This is a genomic window from Chryseobacterium camelliae (assembly GCF_030818575.1).
Taxonomy (GTDB): domain Bacteria; phylum Bacteroidota; class Bacteroidia; order Flavobacteriales; family Weeksellaceae; genus Chryseobacterium; species Chryseobacterium camelliae_A.
Window position 1 is genome coordinate 379,820 of the sequence record NZ_JAUTAL010000001.1, and the last position, 25,802, is coordinate 405,621.

Below are 25,802 nucleotides of genomic sequence, written 5' to 3' on the forward strand. Positions count from 1 at the left end.
CTACGGGTATGTCTGTGAGCCTGACATTACTTTCGGACTCAAAATTACGGATTGTTTCTGCTTTAAAATAAAATGGTCCGTAGAATGATAAAACAAAAAAAGTAGAAATAGATATCATATTATGTAGAAAATTTTCTACATAATATGGTATTGGACGAAATGCATTCATGACCAATCAGGGTCTGATCAACGCCGTTAACAGTACTTTTGGTAGAGTGCGATCAGATCAGCAATATTGGCTGTTTTCAGTTTAACATAGATTCTTTTCTTATAGGTGCTGATGGTGGGCATCTGTATGTTCATCAAATTGGAAATCTCAAGATTGCCGTGCCCTTTAGCCATTAGCCTGAAGATTTCATATTCTCTTTTCGACAGGGCATCAAGAGGATTGAGGGGAATGTTTCGGATGGAGGAAATGAGGAGTTGATTGACGATATTGGTGGAATAATAATATCCCTCAGAAAATATTTTGTTTACCGCATCTACCAGTTCATCAATTTTGCTGAGTTTATTGACATAGCCATGGGCACCTTCACGGATATACTGTATCGCCACCGAATCTTCATAAGCCGAAAACACCAGGATCTTAATGTCAGGATCCGCTTCCATGATTTCGGAGATCATCTTTTTGTTCTTGCTTTCCGGCATATTGATGTCCAGGATGATCATATCATATTTTTCACCGCATATCTTCTCATATGCTTCCGGATAATCCTCTGCCTGATCAATAATGACATCTGGAATTCTGGATTCCAGTACGATTGTAGTCCCTTCAAGGACTATGTGATGGTCATCTGCAATAAGGATCTTTTTACTCATCTCTTTTATTTTTTACCGTAATGATACATGCTGTTCCTATCGTGTTTTTCCTGAAAATGATCTTCCCTTCGATCATCTGCAGCAACTGAAGGACAAGGTGCAGCCCAAGCCCGTATTTTTGCAGCAGGAGCTTTTCATGGTCGATATTTTCCTGGAGCTTCATATAATATTTGATCTTGCTTTCATCCATTCCGGAGCCTGTGTCAACTATACTGAGCGATACAGAATCGTCGCCGGAGACACAGGAAAATGTAATGGATCCGTTTCTGGTAAATTTAACACTGTTATCCAAAAGATTGTGAATGATGGCTGAAAAAATGTTCTTGCTGATGGTGGTGCTGATGGTCTGATCTATTGTATTGATAATTACCGTATGGTTATTCCTTGCTATTTCATTGAACAAAAGGATTTTCTCCTCAATAAGGTCGTAGATCAGATACGTTTCTTTTTCATGTAATCTGTGGTGATTGTATATATCAGCATATTCCTTCAGGGTTTTGGTGAAATTATACAGCTGGAAAGATGACTTGTATATGGAGGACAGGACCTTCTCTGTGCTCTCGGGAGTTTTGTCTTTTCTATCCAGCATTTCCTTAGCGGTAATGGCAATGAAGCGGACCGGGCTGGTAATGTCATGGGTTACGGTGCCGATCAGCTTTTTCTGCTGCTCGATTTCCTTGTATAGCTCAATTTCAGTAGATTTCAGATCGTTTACCGTATCGGAAAGGCTTTTGGTCCTGGCTTCAATGATTTCTTCCAGTTCACGGTTTTTCTTTTTGAGAAAGCTGACCCTCCATTTGAGCAGGAAGTGAATGATAAGCACAAGGACGGACGCACACAAGATGCGGAAAAGCAGCGTCTGATAGAAGAAGGGAGGAACATAGACGCTGACCGTTTTATAAATATACTCTTCACGATCCGATGCCAGAACTTTTACCTCCAGGGTATAAGAGCCGGGCTGGATGTTGGATATCGAATACTTGCGGTCTTTCCCGATGGTTTCCCATTTTGCATGAGAGGAATTCTTCAGCCTTGCCAGGATTTTTACATTGTCATTATTCGCATAATAGGGGACATCAATGAATATATCGGCCCGGTAATTATCCTGGTTCAGATTGATTTTACCGTCAAAACTTAAAGTCTTGCCGTCAACCAGTGCCCGTTCAATATATACTTGGGCGGGATAATAGGCCTTGATCCGGAGCGGATTAAAAAAAACCAGGCCATTCAGGGAAGGAAAGACAAATTCCCCGTTATTGAGCCTGTTGCCGCAGAAGTTCCCTCCGCCGTTGAATTCATTGGTATTGAAGCCCTCTTCTTTGGAGAAACGGTAATAATGCACCCGTGTTGAAGAGTCTGAGCAGTATTTCAGAAGCTGGTTCTTCATAACCCTATACAGGCCATTGTTGGTAGAAATCCACAGAAACCCTTTTTTGTCTTCAAGGATGGTATGCGAAGAAGAAATATTTTTATTAGTGTCATAAGGCATCCTGATGAGCCGGTCGTTTCTGAGCAGGAAAAAGCCTTTTCCCAGGCTGGTGATCCAAAAATTTCCGTCATCGGTCCGTATGATATTGCGGATCAGGATATTTTTCTCCGGGGTCAGGTTGTAAATGACTCCGGTTTTTATATTGATCCGGTATAGATTTTTGATAGTGCCCACCAGGATATTGTCCTGATCCAGCCGGGCAATTTTCGTGATCTCATTATTCAGGTTAAACTGTTTTACAGGAGTGGCGAAAGATTCACCGGAGTATACTGACAATATTCCTGTGTATCCTGTATTGGCGGTTTGTTTGAGTTTTCTACTGGCAATATAGTAGGTGTTTTGATCATGATAAAGGTCAACAAAATTATTTTCCTTAAGAGTATAGGGACGGAACGTGCTGAACTTGTCCTTTTTCTGGTAAGACAGGAGAATATTAGCTTTGCTTTCAACCAGAATGTCTCCGCTACCGTCATAGCAGATGAAATAAGGTGTAAGGCTGTTGAAGTGTTTTCCCTCTATGAAACCATTCCTGTCATAGATTTCCCCATAAGGCGTAATCACTTTATCATTGCCGTAAGGAAGGGTTGAGTAAAAAATATTAGTAAGCTGCGAAGGCTTTTTCTCAGTAGCGTAAAAATCAAAGAAATTCAGGATCCTCAATCCGTTGATGGTATTTCCCAGATACAGTTTTTGATAATATTCGTCGTAATAAATGCTGGTGCAGTACTCGAGATTATCTACATCCGCCAGCTTAAGCATGCTGAGGCTGCCGTTTCTGAGCAGGCAACGGTAAATGATATTGTGGTTAACTACAAAAACCTGATTGTTGATCTGGCTCCAGAAAATTTTACTTTCAGGGTCTGTAAGCAGAGGTATATCATAAGAACGGGTAATCCTTCCGTCTTCTATTGCTGTAACAGAACGGGATGCATAGTCGAGGTGAAAGAGCTTATGGCCGACGGTAAAAAAATCAAACAGGTTGTTGAGTGTGATACTGATATTGACAGGCTGGTCTTTTTTGCTTCGGTAATCATGATACACCATAGAGTTTTCCCTGAGATAATAGATGCCGTTATTCATCCTGATATAACATCCCATGCCTTTCAGTGGATGGTAGGTATAGGCTTTGTTTGAATAGAGGATATAGCTGTATCCATCCTTTGTAGTCAGATTATTGTGGTTTTTGGCCGACTGGGGAAGTATTTTGGGAGAACGGTTGTGCAGCAACACAGAATTTTCATAACCGTCATTGGTAAAAATGCTGTCCTTGTCTTTGTTACCGTAAAAATAGGCAAACCGTTGTGTATTGAGCGGGAAATTGCGGAAGGTAAGGAAATTAGAGCCATCATAGCGTACAATTCCGTTTTCAGTAGTAAGCCAGATGAAGCCATGCTTGTCTTTGATAATATCTTTAACACTGTTTTGCGGAAGACCGTTTTCCGTATCATATTTTAAGATATTAAACTTCTGGCCGTATGCTTTGCATGAAAAACACAGGATGATAAAAAGCAATAAAGTTCTAATCAAAACATACCATTTAATGAATGGTACAAAGATAAGCATCAGGATCTTATAAATTCTCAAAGAATCATATAAAAGATAGGCGATATAGTAACGATTGTTAGTATAAGATATTTTATACTCTGTCTTGCTGCAATCGGGAGGTATGGTGGCAGAACAGGTTTGTGCAAAAAGATGATATGCTGTGTATACTTTTTTTATCGGAGCGGAAAGCAATGCTTTGAAAGAACAAGAGAATCATGAATGATCTATATTCCGGACCAATTAAGGACTTTAAAAATTGAAATTCATAACGGTGTGGGGTTATATGGTGCTGAAAAGTAAAAAGTTACACCTGGAAAGGTACTAAACCTCATTTTAATTACAAGCAGATGCCTTTACGCCTATAGATCAGCCGGGAAAAGAACAAAAAAATAAATTAAACATACATAAGACCAATCATTTAAATATTAGATAACCATAATTGGCATTGATTTAAAAAAAACATTATCTTTGATCTATCAAAGTATTATATGAATTTTGTACAGTGTCATGAGGAGCCTATACATATCCCGGGTTGTATACAAAGTTTTGGATATCTGATTGGCATTGATGCAGAATCACGTTCTATCACTTTTATCAGCGGGAATATTGCGGACATTTTTGTCATCGAGAGCATCGAAGCGCTTTTCGGTAGAAAAGTTACAGACTTTCCTCAAAGCTTCCACAGTATCATAAAATCAGATATTTATAATTCCCTGGACAACTTTACCAGACGTGAAAACGAAACCTACTTTGATAAAATCTTTATCAATGGGATACAGTATCATTTTTCTGTTTTCCGCAGCGATAATAATATATTTCTTGAATTTGAAGAAGTAATTTTCAATCCCAACAAGCGCATTTCCAATAAATATGACAGTTTTTATATCATGGATAATGCACAGGAAATCTGGGAACAGCTCCTGAATACGCTTGCTCCGATCATCAATTATGACCGGATGATGATCTACAAATTCATGATGGACGGTTCCGGAAAGGTAATCGCAGAGAAAAAGAAGGACCACGTGGAGAGCTACCTCGGGCTTCATTATCCGGAATCTGATATTCCGCGCCAGGCCCGTGAATTATACATGAAAAAGCGTAAGAGAATTTTCAGCAATGTCTATGCAGAAACCGTTCCGGTGCTGAGCAGGGATATGGAAAGCATCGATCTTACATTTACCACATCGAGGGCTATGTCCCCGATTCATGGGCAGTACATCAAAAATTCCGGGGCTTCTTCAAGTTTCAGTGTGTCTATTGTTATTGATGATCACCTCTGGGGATTGGTTACCTGCCAGAACACCGAGCCGAAGCACATTGACCTGGAAGACCGGGTGCAGGCAGGAATTTTTACAGCACTGGCCTCCAATGCCTATTCTTCTTTCAAATCTAAGAATGAGCTCCAGTACAGGCTCTCACTGAATGAGAAAACATCGCAGTTAAAAGAGCAGCTCCTGCAGGACAATAATATATTTGATGTTCTTGCCGACAATAAATCTGAACTTGCCTGTCTTCCGGAAGCGGACGGGCTCGCGATCATCTCGGATGAGCATATGGTGACTGAAGGCAGTATTCCCGACAGGGAAACCGTCGGAAGGATCGCAGACTGGGCACTGGCAAATATTGATGAAAGCATTTATGTCAACAGAAGCTTCCTCAAGGATCATGGCAAAGACCTGGCTCTTGATGAGAAGGCGGCCGGAGTAATCATCTATTGCATAGAAAAAAGCAAAAAGGAACTTCTGATCTGGTTCAGGAGGGAGTTTGACGAGCACATCAGCTGGGGTGGAAAACCGGAGAAAAAGATTGAACTTTTTGTGCAGAACGGTGAAGAAAAATACATCGTTTCCCCAAGAACGTCGTTTCATGCATTTACGGAAAGCATCAAAGGAAATTCAAAACGGTGGAACGGCAAAAATGTCAGCGCTGTAAACGCCGTGAGAGACGTAATCCTTGAGATTTCCCACAAAAATTACAATACGATAAAATCGCTCAACGACGAGCTGAAAAAAGTGAATGAAGAGCTGGACAGCTTTTCCTATACCATTTCCCATGACCTGGGAACCCCACTTACCGTTATGAAGCTGAACGCTCAGATGCTGCTGAATACCCTTACGGACGGTTCGGAAAAAAGCAGGGCAAAAATCAAAGCCATCATCAATGAGATCGACGGAATGGCTGATATGATGAACGACGTCCTTCAACTCAGCAGGGCCAAGCATACTGATATCGTGCTGGAAAGTATCCCCACCGCCCAGACGATAGAAAAAATTTCGGAAAACGCAAAAATAACCTTTGAGAGCCCGAAAAGTAAAATCATCATCAAGGCCTGTCCTGAAGTGATGGCAGATAAGACCTTGCTTCACCAGGTTTTCCTGAACATCATCAACAACGCGGTGAAATATTCCTCCACCAAAGAACAGCCTGTTGTGGAGATCGATGGAGTGGAAGACGGCGAATTCGTGGTCTACAGGATCAGCGATAACGGCATCGGTATTCCCGAAGAGGAAAAACACAGGATGTTTAAGATTTTTAACCGGATGGTCAACGCCAGGAAATTCAAAGGAAATGGTGTGGGGCTTTCTATCGTGCACCGCATCATGAAGAGGATTGGCGGCAGTGTGGAATACGAAAGCAATGACGAAGGAACTACATTCATTTTAAAGTTCAAAAACCCTAAATTAGAGGAATTTTAAAATCGTTATATATTTTCAATTTTCATGATATCAGAATATCTTAAACAACATACAGCGGCTTATCATGACGCTGCTGAAAAGCTTTTCAGTTCAGAAAAAATTTTCAATAAAACATTTACTTTAGACGACTACAAAAAGATCATCCGTACCAATTACCTGATGCTGCTGAACTCCGAAGAGAAGATTAATGAACATCTTTCGGAAGAATGGGCGGGTAAGATCGATCTTGGCAAGAGGAAAAAACTTCCATTGATCGAAAAGGACATGGAGAGTCTCTCATTAAACGTCCAGGAGCAGGCAGGGGATCCTCTTACTTTTGAGAATGAGCATGAAGCATTAGGTGCTCTGTATGTGATCGAGGGATCTACACTGGGCGGGAACGTTATTGCAAAACAGCTTTCCAGGACGGAGGACTTTGATGGGGTAACCTTCCATTTCTTTGGCTGCTATCAGGAAAATACCGGGCCAATGTGGAAAAACTTCAAGGAAGAGCTGGACAGTGGAGTAGAGGAAAAGGACTACGATAAAGTTTTGTCCGGAGCCAGGAAATTATATGCTTTTTTGCTGAACGCTGACTGATGTTCACAAATTATTAATTATATCCTTTAAAAATTGCTCAACTTTTCCGGAATGTTTAAATTTGGAAACCGGAAGTCCGGCTGTCTGGCATACCCTTAATGCTTTGCTGTAAATTTTCCGTAAATCTGATTATAAATTTAAAAAAGTATACATTATGAAAGTAACCGTAGTAGGTGCAGGTGCTGTAGGAGCAAGTTGTGCAGAATACATCGCTATGAAAAACTTCTGTTCGGAAGTGGTTTTAGTAGATATTAAAGAAGGCTTTGCAGAAGGGAAAGCCATGGATTTGATGCAGACTGCATCACTTAATGGGTTTGATACCAAAATCACCGGTACAACAGGGGATTACAGCAAAACTGCGGGTTCTCATGTAGCCGTAATCACATCAGGGATCCCGAGAAAACCGGGAATGACCAGAGAAGAACTGATCGGCATTAATGCAGGCATTGTAAAAGAAGTAACGGAAAACCTGGTGAAAAATTCTCCTGAGGTCATCATCATTGTAGTATCCAATCCAATGGATACCATGGCTTACCTGGTACATAAGACATCCGGGCTTCCTAAACATAAGATCATCGGGATGGGCGGAGCTCTTGACTCGGCAAGGTTCAAATACAGACTGGCTGAAGCCCTTGAAGCCCCAATCTCCGACGTAGACGGAATGGTAATTGCTGCACACAGTGATACCGGAATGCTTCCGCTATTAAGCAAAGCGACAAGAAACGGAGTTCCTGTAACGGAATTCCTGGACGAAGAAAAACAAAAGTACGTTATTGAAGAAACCAAAGTGGGTGGGGCTACTTTAACCAAATTGCTGGGTACTTCCGCATGGTATGCACCAGGTGCTGCGGTTTCTGTAATGGTTCAGGCCATCGCGTGCGACCAGAAAAAAATGATCCCTTGTTCACTGATGCTGGAAGGGGAATACGGACAGAACGATATCTGCCTTGGTGTTCCTGCGATCATTGGTAAAAACGGAGTAGAGAAAATCGTAAACGTTACCCTTACCGCAGACGAACAGCTGAAATTTGCTGAAGCTGCGCGTGCAGTAAAAGAGGTAAACGGAGACCTGAAATTCTAACGATATCGAACTTTATATAAAGAATCGGCGCCCTTTTAGGGCGCCGATTCTTTGTTTGTTCACTCCATTTTCCCGTCATGCTTCTTTGCAACTTTGTTGTTTCGCTTTTTACCTTCAACTTTTCCCCCTGTTCACAAACCACTCATTTGCTGCCAATGCTCATGTTGTGAATCTGATGAATATCAGCCGGATACTCATTCCGGATTCGTATCTTTGATACTAGTTTTGAAATATATTGTTGCCATAGTATTGATGTTCACACTTGCAGTACAACCGTTGCTGCCGCTCATCAACTATGCTGTTCATTATGATTATATTGTAGAAAACCTCTGCGAAAACAGGGCGCAGCCGGAACTCATGTGCAACGGCAAGTGCTATGTATTCAGGCAGCTTGCCAAAAACGGCCGGGAACAGGCTTCCCAGGACAGCAGGAAAACCGTTTTTCCTTATGTAGATGTGTTTGTTGCGGAAGAAGGGATGTTTTCCTTTTGCGGTACTGCTGATATGGATGATCGTGCAGTTACTATCTTCTGTGAAGACTGTTATCTGCCACTGCTGTATTCCAGGATATTCCATCCTCCTTTGGCCTGATGACATCCTTTTTTTAATCAACTTTTACAGATTACAGAGCTAATGCTTTAATGATCAGCAGGCTGATGTCCTGTAGCCTTCATAGGGCTGTCAGGGAAGGAGTATAAACCTGAATCTTTTTAGAAAAGGATGATATGCCCGTCTGAACCGGTAGGGTTTAGATATCAATGATGAAAAATCTACAGAGATTAACAAAAAAAAAGAATCTTACGATGAAAATAGTATTACGCAGTTTTGTAGCAGCTATGCTGTTGTCAGGCTGCCACAAAGAACCTATGAAAAAAGAAATACAACCAACAGAAACCTCTGTTCAGAAACCCTCAGCCAAAGAACACCCGGCGGATGCTATGACTTCAGTAAGTCATGCACAGACTATGGATGCCGTCTTTGGAAAACCTAAAAAGGAGATCAGAACCATCGGGATCCTCGTTTACGACGGTGTGAATGACCTTGATTTTATGAATCCCCGATACGTTTTAGGTCAGGTTATGGGAGCGAAAGTCATGCTCATAGCCCTGAAGCCGGGCCTGTTTAAAACCGTGTCAGGAATTTCGGTACAACCGGATACTACCATTGATAAAGTACAGAAGCTGGATATCCTGATCATCCCGGGAGGCTTTAAGGGAACCGTGAAAGCAGCATATGATGAGAAGTTGCTGGACTGGATCCGGAAGATTGATCAAACCACCGTATACACCGGATCTGTGTGCACCGGAGCGTGGATTCTCGGCGCAACAGGCCTCCTGAAAGGAAGGAAAGCAACAACCAACTGGTTCGATGCCAAAGAAAAAATGGCTCAATACGGTGCTCATTTCGTACAGGAACGTTATACGCATGACGGTAAATACTGGACATCCGCCGGCGTAACAGCAGGCCTGGATATGTCGCTGGCTATCCTGAAAGATAATTGGGGCAGCAAGTATGCCCAGGCGGTCATGCTCGACCTTGAATATGATCCTGCACCCCCAGTAGAAGGCGGAACCCCAGAAAGAACGGACCCGGACGTAAGACAGATGATAACCGAACTCTACAAGGCGGGATTCAACCCGGTTATTGACAGCCTGGAAAGGGTAAAAAACAATCAATTAGGAAGATAAGGGAATGGCATACTGAAGTGTATAAAAGACCTGAATTTTTAAAAAAGAAGGTTAATCTTGCTCTCAGGATAAATAATTTCAAATGTATATGATTGGAACGCACTGCTTTAGTGCGTTTTTTTACTTTTTTTTCGGTAGCCATGTAACATAGGATGGCTTTCACCTGTCTTATCTGTAAATATCTACGTGATGAGAATAATTTTATCTTCTATTGCTTTACTGGCCGCTGGTCTTGCAACAGCCCAGACGCAGAAAGATACCTTGAAGCCGAAAGAAAAAGAAATAGAAGCTGTGGCGCTGGTCGTTAGGAAGCCTACCGTAGAATCCAAAGTTGACCGGACCGTTTTTAATGTGGCCAACAGTTCTATACTGGCCGGAAATACCACCTGGGACGTGCTGAGAATGACGCCCCTGGTAAGCATCGATAACAATGATGCGATTAAAGCGGAAGGAGAGTCGGTTACAGTATACATCAATGACCGGAAATCTGTTTTTACCGGCAAAGAGCTGAAAGAATATCTTGCCACCATCCCGGCAGACAACCTCATGAAGATAGAGGTCATTACAAGCCCGTCTTCGAGATATGAGAGCGCAGGTTCCGTTATTAACATCGTCCTGAAAAAACGGGATGATGAAGGCATCAAGGGAAGCATAACCCTCAACAACAGGCAGAATACCAAAAATTCCCAGTATACCAATGCCAACCTGAATTACCACCGCAAAAAGTTTACCCAGACCCTGGTCGGAAGTTACAGCGACAATACCTGGGTGCAGAGGAATTCTATTACCAATACGCTCTACGAAAACAATGATATCACCAATATCAATTCCTACAGCCAGCAGCGCTACCGGAGCCCGTCGCTTTCCTCTACCTCAGAATATGAGCTGAACGAAAAGAACAATATCGGTGTAATCCTGGAATATTACCAGAGCCGCAGCTTTTCAGATTCCCAGGCTGATGCCGTGAATTTTGCCAATGACCTTTTCAAATACTCCTATGCTCAGACCCAAAATTCCTCCGGTCTTGGGCGTACCCTGGGAACCAATATTTTCTATAAATATTACGACAAGGAAAAAAACAGGATCCTGGATGTGAATCTCGGGACCAATTATGACGGCCAGAGAGACGACAGCTATTTCCTGAAAAACTTCAGCAACAATCCGCTGCCGAATGAAATCGGGATTTTAACCGATACCCAGGCCCGCAACTATTATGTCAAGGTAGACTATACCCAGCCTCTGGGAAAATCCGGCGGGACCATTGAAGTGGGAGGGAAGATGAACTTCAATAACAACAGCATTCCGAACAACCTGTATGGGAACCAGCTCAGCGGCCTCAGCCAGAATGATATCTTCCATTATGAGGATAATATCAATTCCCTGTACGCCAACTACAGCAAGACCTTTTTCAAAAAGCTGGAAACCAGGATCGGCATCCGGTATGAAAGCACGTCTTTTAAAATCCGCCAGGATGTGGCGGGAACCTCCAGGAAAGATGGTTACGGGGCTTTCCTTCCGAATCTGTTGCTGAAATATTCCTTTTCGGAAAAACTGGATGTGAGCCTTACCTACAACCGGAACCTGTGGAGGCCTTGGTATGCGGAATTCAATCCGTTCTTGCTGCCAAATACGGACGGGATCTATACCCGCGGAAGCATTGACCTGGAACCCAATCCGAGTGACCGTTTATACCTGAAGATGGGACTGTTTAAGAAATATTTCCTCTCGGCAAGGTATATGTTTACCGATCAGGATTATTGGACGACTTTCGTCAATGAAAACGGCAAGACCATCAGCCAGGAAGCCAACTTCTTCGGGAAAGTGAAAAAATACTACCTTTTCGCTAATACCAATCAGACCTTCCTGAAAAATAAGCTTACGGTGAATGCCGGATTCGGGTGGTATTATATTGACAACAGCGACTTCAACGCAAAGAATGACCTGAAATCCAGGGACTACATCAGCTACTGGGGCGGTTCCACCAATATTTCCTATACCAATCTTTTCAACAAGAACATCAACCTCAGTGCATGGGTGGAAATCAACAACCAGAACAATGGAAACTCTATTGCGAATAATACCAATGTCTTCCATAACATCTCCGTGACAAAGATCTTCCCGAAAACACAAATGGAAGTCAGTCTCCAGCTGATGAACATCTTCCAGCGGCCTAATTTTGACGCCACCACCTACAGTGCCCAGGGAACCTTCCGGAATGCCTCCCGCTCCGACTGGCATGGGTTCTCCCTCACATTTGTGAAACGTTTCGGAAATCAGAAAGTGAAGGACAATACCAAAACCGATGTGGAAAAAGACGGGGGAGGAAAATAGATATCATCTTTTAATATTTTATAGCAAAGATCTCAGAATGTATTTTCTGGGATCTTTTATTTAGCTTTCCGCTATATGATATGATTGACAAACTCTGCTTAATCATAATTAAAATTAAATTAGACTTTTACAGGATAATCTTTTTTATATAATTTGATTGACGTCTAAATCTTTTTAAGGTGATTTAAAAAAAATAATATCAATATAATTTTAATACGAAAAGTTCTGTCGTTTACAGGAAATACATTTGTATAGAGCAATTAAATTATATTAATATACACATTAATGTGAAAAAATATAAAAATATCTTTTTTTAGTGAATTAAAAAACATATTTTTGCAAAAATTTTAACATTTATTAACTTATATGAAAATAAAATTAATACCGCTAACTTTGCTTTTATCATCATTTACCTTTGCTCAATCATGGGGGCTAACAGGAAATTCAGGAACTAATCCTCCGAAAAATTTTATTGGAACAAATGATGATAAAGAGCTTGTATTTAAAACCAATAATCAGGAAAGGCTTAAAGTTTTTGCCGGTCCTTATGTCAATGGAATTGTTATAGGAAATTCTGCGGCTAATGGTACTGTCAATGGTGCAAAACTGGAGATAGCAACTGTTCTATGTAATGGTTGTGCTTCACGTTGGGCTGTCCCTTCTGATGTAGTGATCAGAACTTTAGGGAGCAGAAATATGGAATTCCACATGCCCAACGATAATGCAATTGATCCTAATTCAGATACTTCTACTCCAAATTCGTCGGGGGTGACCAAAATTAAATTCACTGATGCTGTTCATAAAAGCAGCCTGGCTGTTTTCAACACCGGAAAAGTAACTGTTGGTACGGACCAATATGATAATGACCCTGATTATATCTTTTATGTACGTAAAGGGATCAAGGCAGAACAGGTTAAAGTTGAGAATCCTGCTACTAATGGCTGGGCAGATTATGTATTTAAAAAAGATTATAAACTAAGGACTTTAGATGAAGTTGAAAGACACATTGCTGAAAAAGGTCACTTACCCAATATCCCATCTGCTACTGAAGTAGAGAAAAACGGGATTAACCTGGGTGAAATGGATGCTAAGCTTTTAGAAAAAATCGAAGAACTAACCCTTTATTCCATTGAACAGAATAAACAAATAAAACAACTTCAGAGTGATAATGCAATCCTGAAAATACTGACTGAAGAACTTAAAGAATTAAAAAAACAGTCTGATGAGCTTGAAGAGTTGAAAAAACAAGTTCAACAGCTCATTTCAACCCCAAAATAATACTATGAAAAGAAAAATACTATCTATTTCCTCTTTATTGATCGGGTTCTTTGGATTTTCCCAGACTGAAGTCTATTTTAAATATGATGAAGCAGGAAATCAGCGCTATCGTGGAACCAATGCTGCTGGTAAAAAGACTTCGGATATCCAACTTGCTGAACAGTCGAAGATGCAGGAAACCACTATAGCTGCTGTAAAACAGGATCCGGTCATTGATGAGAAATCATTCTGGAAGCAGATCAGGCTGTATCCGGTTCCGGTAAATGACGTTTTAACCATAGACTGGACGGAAGAAGTAGACGGACTGATAGAATCAGTTTCCCTCTACCAGCACAGCACCGTACACTGGAAATTCCAGCAGCAGAACCTTCCGGATCTGAACAGGAAGCTGAAAATTAATATGACCGGTTACGACTGGGGTATTTATGTCCTTCATTTTACCTTGAAAGATGGAAGGGTCTTCAGCAGGAACATCACTAAGCGATAAGAAAAACTTTTAACGAAATTAAATAATAACAACAATGAAAATGAGAATATTTTCATCATTTATACTGTCGTTGTGTTCAGTCATGGCCTTTTCCCAGACCATCCTGTACCAGGCAGAAAGTAGTACCCGGACGGTTCAGGATCCTCAAACGGTAGTGTTGGCTCAGGGATTCACCGCTTCATCGAGTGTATCGAATCCTTTCGTAGCTAAAATAGGCCCTGCGACAGAGAATCCTGGCGGTGGACCTGCAGATTCTAATGCAGGGGCTAATAATCCCTCAGGAACTATAACATCCTCACAAGATCAAAAATTTCATGATACGAAGGGGAATATAGATGTAAACGGAGCAGGGCAACTTCAATTTACTTTACCCATTGCGTTACCGCCGGGAATAAAAAATGTAGCTCCTCAGATTAATCTTACTTATACCAGCGGATCAGCAAATGGAATTGCTGGATATGGTTGGAGTCTAGGTGGTACTACTTCTATATCAAGGATTGGAAAAAATATTGAAAGAAATAATGCAATACGTGGAGTACAATTAGATTATTCTGACGATTACAGTTTCAATGGACAGAGATTGATTTTAAAGTCCGGTGAATATGGAAAAGATGGTGCAGAATATGTAACGGAGAAATACTCTAATATAAAAATTAAATCAATTGGATCATTACAGGGGACTGCACAAAATATGAATGGACCCCAATATTGGGAGGTAACATTTGAAGATGGTTCACAAGCATGGTATGGGGCAACAGATTCTAATGTAGAATTTAGTCCTGGTCGTACGCCTTTGGAATATAACATTATTAAATGGCGTGATGTTCAAGGAAATTACATAACCTATATTTATAATCAGGCCAATAATGTTTCTACTATATCAAATATACAATGGGGAGGGAATGATAAAATCAATAAACCTCATTTTAATAGTATTCAATTTAATTATACCAGTAGAAAACTTAATGAGATCGCTTATGTCAATGAAAAAGAATTTATTCAGAATCAATTATTAAAGAGTATTGAAGTAAAAGCAAACCAAAATAAGTTCAAAAAGTACATAATAGATTATGAAGAAACTAGCAGTAGCTACCAATTTGTAAAAAATATTACAGAACAAAATGCTGCTGATGAATCTGCAACACCTGTTAACATAGAATATTATACCAACGCAGGAAGTAATGAAGAAACGAACTATCAAAATGCTCCAAGTACAACAACGACAAAAAAGTATGGGGATTTTAACATGGATGGAACTACTGATTATCTTGAATTTGTTTCAGATGGTAATCTAAGGTTTAAAAATTCTGTCTATTCAAGCAATAACTCAACGGTTAATTTATCCTATGATGCTACGAAATTTAAATTGGAAAATTTCAAAAATGCTATTCCCTTAGTATTCAAAAAAGATAACTACATTACCAATAAAATGGGACTTGTTGTGCCTGTACCTAAAAATACAAGTGTAACATATAAGAAGGATTATGAATTTCAAATATACTCTATTGATATTCAAAATCAGAAACTGAATTTTGAGTATTCTAAAACAATGGATTACGACTCCTTTACGCCATTAGTACTGGATGATGAATTAGATGGTTGCCAGACGCCTTCTGCTCCTACTTTGGTTGAAGCACAGAGTCATGATTTTAATGGTGACGGAATTCCTGAGCTTATTATTAAATATAGGGTAACAAGAATTTGCGGAAGTATTACAACAGATCCTGGACCTATTTCCAGCAAATTTTCTTCTTTATCGGAATCATCAGTAGGTGATGAAGTTGAAATACCTTTATCAATTGATAGGAAAACAAATACAGAGGGAACTCAAGATGATACTCCTACTGATGAAATAGGGAATGGACAGACAATAAAAGCATTTTTCTCTTATGTTTTTTTTGATTTGGATCAAAGTTTAACCATTCCTCAAAGTATATATAAATTCGAGACAAGTTCTACAAATGGTTCTGTTGGGGGTACTTCGCAAATTAGATTGGCAGATCTTAATGGAGATGGTATTCAAGATATAATAGCTCAGACTTATTCTCAGTTTTCAAACGTTTTTAACATCAAACGAGATGATTTCTATAATTATTCAAAGGTAACGGTAGGAAACTTTTCTGGGACTAATTTTGTTGGCTTACCTCATACAGGGATGATGTTCGGTGATTTCAATGGAGATGCGAAAGCAGATATTATTGTTCCACAGTCAAGTGGCTCAAATGTTTATAAACTCTATATTTCTAATGGTAATAATTTCATTATCTCTTCTGTTCAATTACATCCTTACCAGCCAAATCCAGTAGTGCTGGCACAAGATTCTCATAATGGATTTCCTGAAAGTAAGTGTGTTTATCAGACTATTGATTATTATCAATATGATGTAAATGATTTGGATGGAGATGGAAAATCTGAAATTATTGTAAGTGAAGTTATGGTTACTGATCATGAGTGGGCTTCTCATAATAATCAAGAGTCTACACAATATAGAGTAGCCGTTTATTCATTAAATAAGATTGATAATGTAAATGTCTCACTTTTCAATCAAACAGATTCAAGTGGGAAATATACTTTTTATCAGACTAGAGTATGGACAAAATCTTTTTCTGGACAAGCAATTTATTTTTCTCAGCTGTCATTAAATAGAGATAATCAACAAATAATTTTAATTGGAAAATTAAGCAATTGTACCGGTGACAATTGTAACTACATTGTCAATTATGGACATCCGTACCTACCTACGAAATCAAGAATAAAAACCATTACCCAAGGAGGAATTACAACCACAGCTTTGTATCAGGAACTAAATACCTATCAGGATTCAAACCTTTATAAACCTGTTAAAAGAGAGCAGTTTCCCTATTATGAGATGGACATAATTCCCCAATCGTCTATTGTTACCAGATTGATTCAGACGGGGACCTCATCATTATACCAGGATTTCAGATATAGAGGGATGATTTCGCATTTTACAGGCAAAGGAATGATAGGATTCCGACAAAGTGCACGTTCATCTTGGTATACCAACGGATATGAAAATACAAAAATTTGGGCAGGAACAGAAATTGATCCAATCAATGAGGGACTACCTATAAAAGAATGGGCAATAAGAACAACGGAAGAAAGCAAAATTTTCCCGGCAGATATTTCTGAAAATAATACACAGTTACTCAGCTTAAAAATTACACAGTATCAAACAGATAAGTTGGTAAACGGGCAGATTTTATCTACTGTAGCTGATAATGACAAGAAAAATATGGTGATCTCAATCATACCAAAGGTTATCAGGTCTAAAGACTTTTTAACTGGTGTTGTTACAGAGGATACCATTATTTATGGAGACTACTATCTTCCTGCACAAAAAAATTCAAATATTAATAATGGCTATGCTATAGAAAATACTTTAATAGATTATTATAATGATATAGCAGGAGTGGGGTCTAATTATTATATTGGTCGCCCTAAAAGTAAAACCAATATATCTCAGGCTTATGGAGATACAAAATCTGCAAAAGAAGAATATGTCTACGAGAGCAATCAGCTAAAATCTATTAAAACTTGGAATAGAGACAACTCAGCATATGTACTGGAAACATATAATTATGATGATTTTGGAAATATTAATCAGAAAGTTATTACTAATAGCACCGATGCACAGACAGAAACCGTCAACTCTGAGTATGATCCAAATGGTCGTTTTGTAGTTAAAAAAACTGATAATTTAGGATTAGAAACTTATATAATTTATAATGACTTTGGACAGATTTTATCTGAAACAGATCCGGATGGAAACTCAAAAATAAATACTTACGATAATTGGGGAAAAATCCTTAAGACAAAAGATAATTTATTAGGAGTTACCGCTTACCAATACGAAAAAGACAATAATTGGAATATTATCGTCACTCAATATGATTCGGACGGTGACGTTATAAAAAATTATACAAACAGACAAGGGCAAAACTATTTGACATCAACAAAAGCATTTGGGCAGGGACAATTTGTACATAAACAGTTCAGCTATGATTTAATTGGAAGAAAAATTGCGGAAAGAGAACCTTTCTATGATGGAGGACCTCTGCAATGGAATTTAACAACTTATGACGATACAACTTATCCGGCAAAGGTTACATCAACATCATTTACCGGAAAGAAAATTGAGACTAGTGTATCTGGTCTTATAACAACAATGAAGGAAACAAATCCTTCGGATTACGGAAGGATTAACACAAAAACTGTAGATGCTTTAGGAAATGTGGTTTCTACTACAGATAAAGGAGGCGCTATTAATTTTTCTTATAACGCCGCTGGAGAGCAAATAGAAGCGAAGTATGCAGAGAATGTTGTAATAACAAAATATGATACTTGGGGTAGAAAGTCTGAAGTTAATGATCCTTCCAATGGAATCTACAAATATGAATATAATGGTTTTGGACAAGTTAAAAAAGTTATTAGTCCGAAAGGAACTAAAGAACTTATTTATAATAATTTAGGACAGCTTATCACCCAAAAAGAAATATCGACTACAGATGGTGGCTTGTCGACAAATAAATTAATTACTTTAGCTTACGACCCCAAGGGAAGATTGATTTCAAAATCCGGAACTTCTAATGGCAAAGCTTATGGTTCAAACATTAGCTATGATCAGCAAGGAAGAATATTATCTTCCTCAGAAAGTAGTAACGGAAAGTATTTTATACAAAAAGGTATAACATACGATGATAAAGGAAGAATTATATCTTATGAGAAGCAGCTTTATTCTTCCGGAACTATGACCAAGGTACATATTGAAAACGTTTACAGCACATGGAGTGGAGATTTGTATCAGGTGAAAGACAAAGCATCCGGTAAAATACTTTGGGAACTTAAAGAGGTTAATTCTAAAGGCCAGATTTTAAGTTCAAAGCTTGGAGCTGTTAATATTACTAATACCTATGATACTACTCATGGATTTCTTACAAGTGCAAATCAAGTAAATCAGAATAATACAGTTATTCTTCAGATGAATTATGCTTTTGATGCTATTAAAAATGAACTGAAAAATAGAACAAGAGGGGGAGATTTTAATATTACAGAAATATTTAATTATGATGATAATAATAGGCTAGTCAACTGGACAAATCCTGTTACTGGACAAATGTCTCACAATGTATATGACGTCAAAGGAAGAATCATGGAGAATGATCAGGTAGGAACAATGAAGTATGAGAATTCTTCTAAGATCTACCAACCTACAGGGATGACGTTAAATGCAAAAGGTGAGCAGAATTATACCAATGATCTAATTCAGACCATTACATACAATGAAAATAATGATCCTGTTTTTATTGATGGATTGAAGGGCGATGTTGCTTTCCAATACGGACTATCGGGGATGAGACAACGAGTGACATATGGCGGAAATTTTGCTGCAGACGGAGATGGAAAATACACAAAGTTCTATAGTGAAGATGGCAGCTTTGAAATACAGATAGATAACTCTACAGGAGCAGAAAAACATGTTATCTATATAGGGGGTACACCTTATGAAAGTAATATCGTTTTTGTAAAAAATTATGGGGAAACAACAGGTTCTTATAAATTCCTGCATAAAGATTATTTAGGGAGTATACTTGCCATTACTGACGAAGCTGGAAATAATTTGGAGCAAAGACATTTTGATGCCTGGGGGAATATGACCCATTACAAGAAAGGGCTTAAGTCTATTATTACAGATCGTGATCAGATTAATGTGATTATATCAAATGGTAATCTATTATTGGATAGAGGATATACGAGTCATGAATACTTCCCAGAAATAGGCATTATTCATATGAATGGAAGATTATATGATCCTTTATTAAGAAGATTCTTGAATGCCGATGAATTTATTCAGGATCCAACAAATACACAGAATTATAATAAGTATGGCTATGTATTGAATAATCCGTTGATGTTTAATGATCCAAGTGGAGAATTTATTCAGGTAGCTGCGGCAGCAATTCTCTTTTGGCAGGCAGTTGCAATAGGTACGTATATTGCTTTCGCTACCTATCTTGTTACAACAGCTTATTTAACTAAAGAACAAATCAGCTTAAAAGGCGGACTCAAGTCAATCTTTTTTGGAGCTGTCTCCTCAGCCGTGACCTTCGGAATAGGAAGCGCCTTCTCCAGTGCTGCAGGAGCTACCCAATTTGCTAAAAGTTTAGGAGATGCTGCGTTTTTAGTAAAAGCAGCAGCACATGGTATTGCTCAAGGAACGTTATCCTTGATGCAGAATGGGGATTTTAAACAATCTTTCTTTTCAGGATTTTTCGGAAGTTTAGGAGCATCCGCTTTTGGAGCTGTTGCAGGTACTGCAGCAAATAGTGCCATAGGTACAATTGCATTTGGTGCCATCTCTGGAGGAATTGGTTCAGAATTGTCAGGAGGGAATTTCTGGCAGGGCGCAGTCATTGGAGGTATTGTTGCTGGACTTAATCATGTCATGCACAGATCAAATGTTTTTTATATAGAAAATGATGACAATAATGATAATAATGATGGTGGGAAAAAAAGCGACAGTGCAAATAATCGAAACACAAGCCATCATAAACCCGCACCAAAAACTTTACCTGGATTTCCTAATGCTAAAAGAGCAAACAATAAAGGGAGTGGTAGAACAAGATGGAAAAATCCGGACGGAAATATCTTAGAATGGGATAAACAGCATGGTGATGTAGAAGTTTATAACAAAAAAGGGAAACATCTAGGATCAGCAAGGCCTGAAACAGGTGAAATGTACAAGCCCCCTGTAAAGGGAAGAACTATTGATCCTATAATAAAAACAGGAATTGGAGTAACAATTTTGGTAGGTGGATTAAAACTAATAGATTTGGCAACGAAAAGACTTACACCGTTTTTAATGACACCAATAATGCAGATGCAGATGGATAATGTACAAAGTCCCAAGAACCAAAGAATAATTTTATGATAAAAAGAGTAATAGAGGAATTTAGTATCGAGAATGAAATCATTAATCAAGAATATGATTTAGATATAACACCAAAAGAAATTATACGGGTGTTGGATGATTTTTCTTTAGCAGATGATGATAATGAAGATGAAATATATGGACAATATACATTATCTGAGGAGCAGATTCAAAAACTAAAGCCCTTTTTAAAAGATCCATTGTATGAAGATTTAGAAAAATATACATACGAATTAAGCTGCTATGAGGAACAGGAAGTTTCTGTCTCAGCTATACAAATGGAAAAGATAAGATCTGTGAAAGAATTTAGTAAATTATCAAATGAGATCAATAAAAGTTATGGTTTGGAAATTGATTCAAAGGAAATTTTGAAGATTTTAGATGACTTGTCAGTAGATGAAGATGATGAGAATCTTGATGAAGTATATAAGCTTACAGATTCGCAAATTGAGAAATTAAAACCTTTTTTAAAAGAAAATCTTAATCAGAATATTGAAAAATATGATTATTATCTTTATCACTGGTACAATGAAGCAAGTACGGAAAACTAAATAATATTCAGTTTAGATCGTTACCACTGCAAATCGCAGTGGTAACGACTATTGTTAATATTTTTATTTGGCATTTTCCATTATTAATTTAGTGTAATAAATATAATAGTCAATAATTTAAAAATTAATGTCAGAGATATAAAAGCTAATAAAAACATCTTTCAAATGAATTAGATAAATTGGATGACCATACTGTATTTTCACAGGATAAAGATCCCTATTGTAACATTCCTTGATGAAGAATTATATAGTGGACTGGCCCCAAAAAGTTAAACACTTTTTAGGGGGCTTTTTAATTATGGGGATGCCAAAACACATTAAACAGTACCAAAAGAAATTAAAAAAACGGATTTATCAGAAAATTCTTCTTGAAATATCCTATCCTCCACCAATTTTCACATCATTCTGTTGGAAAGATCAGCCAATACCCAGATTGTCCCTCCGGCAGTGATCAGAAGCATGACCAATGAAAAAAGAACGAGCCAGAGATCTTCTTTATTTTTTTGTCTGAAGCTGAGGTGTAAGAAATATTTGAGCTGAACGATAATCTGGACAATGGCCAAAAGGGTGATGATCCAGAGAGCCTTGGTCCTGTCCAAACCGTACATTACCGTTGAGAAGGCGGCCAAAGTAATTCCTATACAAACAATTGTGGCTACAATATATCGGGTTAATTCTGTTTTAAATTTTGTCGATTTCATAATGTACCAAATAAAAAGATGACCGAAAAAATACCGATCCAGACCAGATCCAGAAAATGCCAATAGACACCAAGGCAAAGCACCCGGCTTTTGGTAGCAAAGTCAAAGCCTCTGCTGTAGATTTGAAAGATCGTAACAAGCAACCAAACTAAACCGATTCCAATATGAAGACCGTGAAGGCCGAGCAGCGCGTACATCGATGACAGCCAGCCGCTTCTCGTAGGTACGCCGCCTGATTTGGCCATATCTGATAAATCGGTAATTTCAAAATATAGAAACAGAAAGCCAAGAATAAAGGTGATGATTAACCACAAGGCCATCATGTTTTTATTCTGTTTGTATTTCATGATCAGGCTCGATATCCCGAAAGTTAAGCTGCTTAATAAAAGAAACAGAGTCTGATAAATGACACTTTTTAGATTGAACAAATCTTTCGGCCCGGGTCCGTCTGCCATGCCCATCATATTATGCGAAGAAGCATAGGTTGCGAACAGGATCCCAAAAATAATCAGATCACTCATTAAAAAAGTCCAGAAACCAAAAACAACTGTTTCTGTTTTCTTTTCCGGCTCGGGGCTGTCGTGCTCCAGATTTAGTCCCGGATGAATTGAATATTTTTTATCAAAAAACATAATACTTCTATTTTAAATTTTATTGGGTGAGGTTATTATCTCTTTTGAGAATAAATACTTTCCCAGGTTTCCTTTACTTCTTTCTTATCAAAAAAACTTGGTTTTATAATCATACAGGACCTCACAATAATGGAAACAATGATTGCTGAAACGGCTAAGATCGCTAACCACCAGATATGCCAGATTAAACTAAATCCCATGATGAAAGAATAAGCGGCCATCTGAAAACCCATTGTTGATGGAGGAGCTAATTCTATATCTTCATAATTTTCTATTTTATAGAGATCCTGTTCCTTTTGCTTTTTATTGTACCAAAAATCTCTGGAGTCTACTTTCGGAAGAACTGCAAAATTCCATTCCGGAGGGGGAGAAGGGATAGACCACTCCAGGGTTCTGCCATCCCAGGGATCTCCTTTTGGGTCGGTTTGGGTATCCCTTTCAATATAGCTTATGTAATAATCATAGATCAGAAAACTCAGCGCGCCAAGCATCATAAATGCGCCTATTCCGGAAACGATCAGCCAGGGTTGAAAAGAGGCATCATGAATTTCAGGAGAACGTCTAGGCAATCCCTGAAGACCCAGCCAATAGAGAGGCATAAATGTAAAAATAAAGCCGAAAATCCAGAGATAAGCTGAAATTTTACCGTACTTTTCGTTCAGAGAATATCCGAACATCTTCGGAAACCAGTAATGGATACCCGCCAACAGGCCGAACAATACCCCCGGAATAATTACATTATGAAAATGGGCTACCAGAAAAACCGAATTGTGCACCTGGAAATCAATCGACGGATTGGCCAGTAAGATTCCTGAAAGTCCCCCGATAACAAAAAGGATAAAAAACCCGATCAGGTAGATCATCGGAGTCGTCATCCGGATCTTTCCTCCGTACAGCGTAGCCATCCAGTCATAGACTTTGATTCCTGTAGGAATAGCAATGACCATGGTGGCAATTCCGAAAATTACATTAACATACGCACTTTGTCCCATGGTAAAAAAGTGGTGGAGCCAGACTGTAAAAGATATGACTGCTATCGACATGGTCGCAATAACTAAAGATTTGTAACCATATAATACTTTAGAGGAAAAAGTACTTGAAATTTCTGAAAAGACACCAAAGGCCGGTAACACCAGAATATAAACTTCCGGATGGCCGAACATCCAAAAAATATTGGCATAGTTCATCATATTTCCGCCTAGATCATTGGTGAAAAAATGCCATCCCAGATAACGGTCCGCAGCAAGCATCAAAGTGGAAGTTGTGATAGCCGGCATTGCGTAGATTAGCATAATGGATGAGCATAAAGCTGTCCAGGTGAACAAAGGCATCCTCATCAGCGTCATACCCGGAGTTCTTAACTTGTATATCGTTACAGTAAAATTGATTCCCGACATTAATGAACCGACTCCGGAAATAAAAACGGACCAGATCCAGTAATCGGGACCAACGTCCGGACTGAAATCAATACCGGTATAAGGAGGGTAGGCGGTCCAGCCTCCGGTCTCAAACCGGCCGATAACCAAAGACATCATCATTAAAGAGGCTCCGGCGAGTGTAAATCCTAAACTCATCTGGTTGAGAACCGGAAATGCAACATCCCTCGCACCGATCTGTAAAGGAACGATGTAATTCATCAATCCGATAATCAGCGGCATTGCCACAAAAAATATCATAATGGTACCGTGCGTGCTGAAAATCTGAGAAAAATGATCAGGCTCTATGATTCCGCCGTGCAGCGAGGTCATCTGCTGTACCCTTAGGATGATTCCTTCCATCACCGCCCTTATCAGCATAACGATCGCTATCGAAAGATACATGATCCCGATTTTTTTATGGTCAGGGCTTTTGATCCAATTGTTCCAGAAATTTTTCCATAATTTATACCGGATAAGGATAAATATAATGGACACAAATCCCATGATGATGGCAAAGGCTCCTCCGCAGGCGATCCAGTTGTTGAGGCTGGGTTCCTTGATCAGCGCAGAGAAAGGAAAAGAATTCCAGGATAATTTTCCGAAAATAGGGTTCATCATTTATTTATTATTTGATTGGGTGATCCGGCCTGTTTTGTAGGCGGAATGGGTTTCCCGTTATGATATTGCTGGATGATCCTTTTAAAAAGCATCGGTTCATTTAGGGTAAACGTAAGATTGCTCACATTTAATTCCTTACGGAGTGTAGCTGCAGTACTTTGTTGTGAAATTTTTTCATACAGTTTAAAATCCAAAGCGTTTTTTGTACCGGAAGAATTTTTGATCCACTTTTTCCATTCATCAGCAGTAACGGATTTTACGGTAAATGTTTCGGATGAAAAACCATCGCCGTTGTACTGTGTATTTTCGCCCATTGCGGTTCCTGTTGTATTGGCGATAAAATTTAACCGGCTCGTCATACTGGGCATCACATAGATTTGGCCGGCAAGAGAAGGGACAATAAAGCTCTGCATCACCGTATCAGACGTTAAAACAAGTTGTATAGGGCGGTTTTCAGGAATAACTAAATTATTTACAGTAGCAATATGTTGGTCCGGGTAAATGAAAAGCCATTTCCAGTCCAATGCGACTACCTGAACAACCAAAGCGTCTTTGCCCAAGGGTTTATAAGGATCGAGTTTTGTCGTTGATTTGGCGAGCCAGAAACCGAGTATCATTACAATAAGTACCGGGATTGCCCACATTAGAAGCTCCAGCTTACTGTTATATTCCCAGTTTGGCAGGTATTTTCCTTTTGTGCTGCCGTCTTTTCTCTTTCTAAATTTATAAATGATGATCGGGACACCTATTAAAACGGGCAAAATAGCAACCATCGTAATAAGTATCACCCGAAAGAAATGCTTTTTCTGTTCTGCGGCAATATCGCCCATGGGCTGTAGGAAACTGTGGCTTTCTGCAGAAAGACAGATAGGAAATAAAAGAATTACTAAAAAAATATAGTTAAAGTTCTTCATCTTTTTCATGCTTTTAGGAATGA

General features: G+C 39.0%; 16 protein-coding genes. 10 read left to right on the forward strand and 6 right to left on the reverse strand.

Features of this window, described 5'->3' with window-relative positions:
• Positions 1-195 precede the first annotated feature (195 nt).
• Both QE404_RS01790 and QE404_RS01795 read right to left on the reverse strand, forming a co-directional pair.
• Positions 196-819 (reverse strand): response regulator transcription factor, encoded by a 624-nt coding sequence (locus tag QE404_RS01790; RefSeq protein ID WP_307445779.1) that lies wholly within the window; start codon positions 817-819, stop codon positions 196-198.
• On the reverse strand, positions 812-3,835 hold the full coding sequence (locus tag QE404_RS01795) for a ligand-binding sensor domain-containing protein (RefSeq protein WP_307445781.1): 3,024 nt from the start codon (positions 3,833-3,835) through the stop codon (positions 812-814). The genes QE404_RS01790 and QE404_RS01795 overlap by 8 nt, the downstream gene beginning before the upstream one ends.
• 506 nt (positions 3,836-4,341) lie before the next feature.
• Here QE404_RS01795 and QE404_RS01800 point away from each other — a divergent pair.
• The 10 genes from QE404_RS01800 (at position 4,342) to QE404_RS01845 (ending at position 21,496) form a co-directional block, all read left to right on the forward strand.
• Complete coding sequence (locus QE404_RS01800; RefSeq protein WP_307445783.1) at positions 4,342-6,549, forward strand: ATP-binding protein; 2,208 nt, start codon at positions 4,342-4,344, stop codon at positions 6,547-6,549.
• Positions 6,550-6,573: 24 nt separating this feature from the next.
• Entirely contained in the window at positions 6,574-7,128 is a 555-nt protein-coding gene (locus QE404_RS01805; RefSeq protein ID WP_307445785.1) for a biliverdin-producing heme oxygenase, read from the forward strand.
• Positions 7,129-7,282: 154 nt separating this feature from the next.
• Positions 7,283-8,209, forward strand: coding sequence for a malate dehydrogenase (locus tag QE404_RS01810; protein ID WP_307445786.1), 927 nt, complete (start codon positions 7,283-7,285; stop codon positions 8,207-8,209).
• A gap of 252 nt (positions 8,210-8,461) precedes the next feature.
• A complete protein-coding gene (locus QE404_RS01815; protein ID WP_307445788.1) occupies positions 8,462-8,800 on the forward strand; it encodes a hypothetical protein in 339 nt (112 codons plus the stop codon).
• 212 nt (positions 8,801-9,012) lie between these two features.
• A complete protein-coding gene (locus QE404_RS01820) occupies positions 9,013-9,897 on the forward strand; it encodes a DJ-1/PfpI family protein (protein WP_307445789.1) in 885 nt (294 codons plus the stop codon).
• Between the two features lie 189 nt (positions 9,898-10,086).
• On the forward strand, positions 10,087-12,228 hold the full coding sequence (locus QE404_RS01825) for an outer membrane beta-barrel protein (RefSeq protein WP_307445791.1): 2,142 nt from the start codon (positions 10,087-10,089) through the stop codon (positions 12,226-12,228).
• Between the two features lie 366 nt (positions 12,229-12,594).
• Entirely contained in the window at positions 12,595-13,506 is a 912-nt protein-coding gene (locus QE404_RS01830) for a cell wall anchor protein (protein WP_307445793.1), read from the forward strand.
• Positions 13,507-13,510: 4 nt separating this feature from the next.
• Positions 13,511-13,993, forward strand: coding sequence for a hypothetical protein (locus tag QE404_RS01835; RefSeq protein ID WP_307445794.1), 483 nt, complete (start codon positions 13,511-13,513; stop codon positions 13,991-13,993).
• 40 nt (positions 13,994-14,033) lie between these two features.
• On the forward strand, positions 14,034-20,945 hold the full coding sequence (locus QE404_RS01840; RefSeq protein ID WP_444877991.1) for a colicin E3/pyocin S6 family cytotoxin: 6,912 nt from the start codon (positions 14,034-14,036) through the stop codon (positions 20,943-20,945).
• Positions 20,942-21,496, forward strand: coding sequence for a DUF7683 domain-containing protein (locus QE404_RS01845; RefSeq protein ID WP_307445798.1), 555 nt, complete (start codon positions 20,942-20,944; stop codon positions 21,494-21,496). Before QE404_RS01840 ends, QE404_RS01845 begins: the two co-directional genes overlap by 4 nt.
• A 395-nt stretch (positions 21,497-21,891) precedes the next feature.
• On the opposite strand, the gene QE404_RS01850 is transcribed toward QE404_RS01845, so the two are convergent.
• The 4 genes from QE404_RS01850 to QE404_RS01865 are packed head-to-tail and all read right to left on the reverse strand — an operon-like array spanning position 21,892 to position 25,779.
• Positions 21,892-22,197 (reverse strand): cytochrome o ubiquinol oxidase subunit IV, encoded by a 306-nt coding sequence (locus QE404_RS01850; RefSeq protein ID WP_307445799.1) that lies wholly within the window; start codon positions 22,195-22,197, stop codon positions 21,892-21,894.
• Positions 22,194-22,829 (reverse strand): cytochrome c oxidase subunit 3, encoded by a 636-nt coding sequence (locus tag QE404_RS01855; protein ID WP_307445801.1) that lies wholly within the window; start codon positions 22,827-22,829, stop codon positions 22,194-22,196. Before QE404_RS01855 ends, QE404_RS01850 begins: the two co-directional genes overlap by 4 nt.
• A 35-nt stretch (positions 22,830-22,864) precedes the next feature.
• Complete coding sequence (locus QE404_RS01860) at positions 22,865-24,865, reverse strand: cbb3-type cytochrome c oxidase subunit I (protein WP_307445803.1); 2,001 nt, start codon at positions 24,863-24,865, stop codon at positions 22,865-22,867.
• Complete coding sequence (locus QE404_RS01865) at positions 24,862-25,779, reverse strand: cytochrome c oxidase subunit II (RefSeq protein ID WP_307453673.1); 918 nt, start codon at positions 25,777-25,779, stop codon at positions 24,862-24,864. Before QE404_RS01865 ends, QE404_RS01860 begins: the two co-directional genes overlap by 4 nt.
• Positions 25,780-25,802 lie beyond the last annotated feature (23 nt).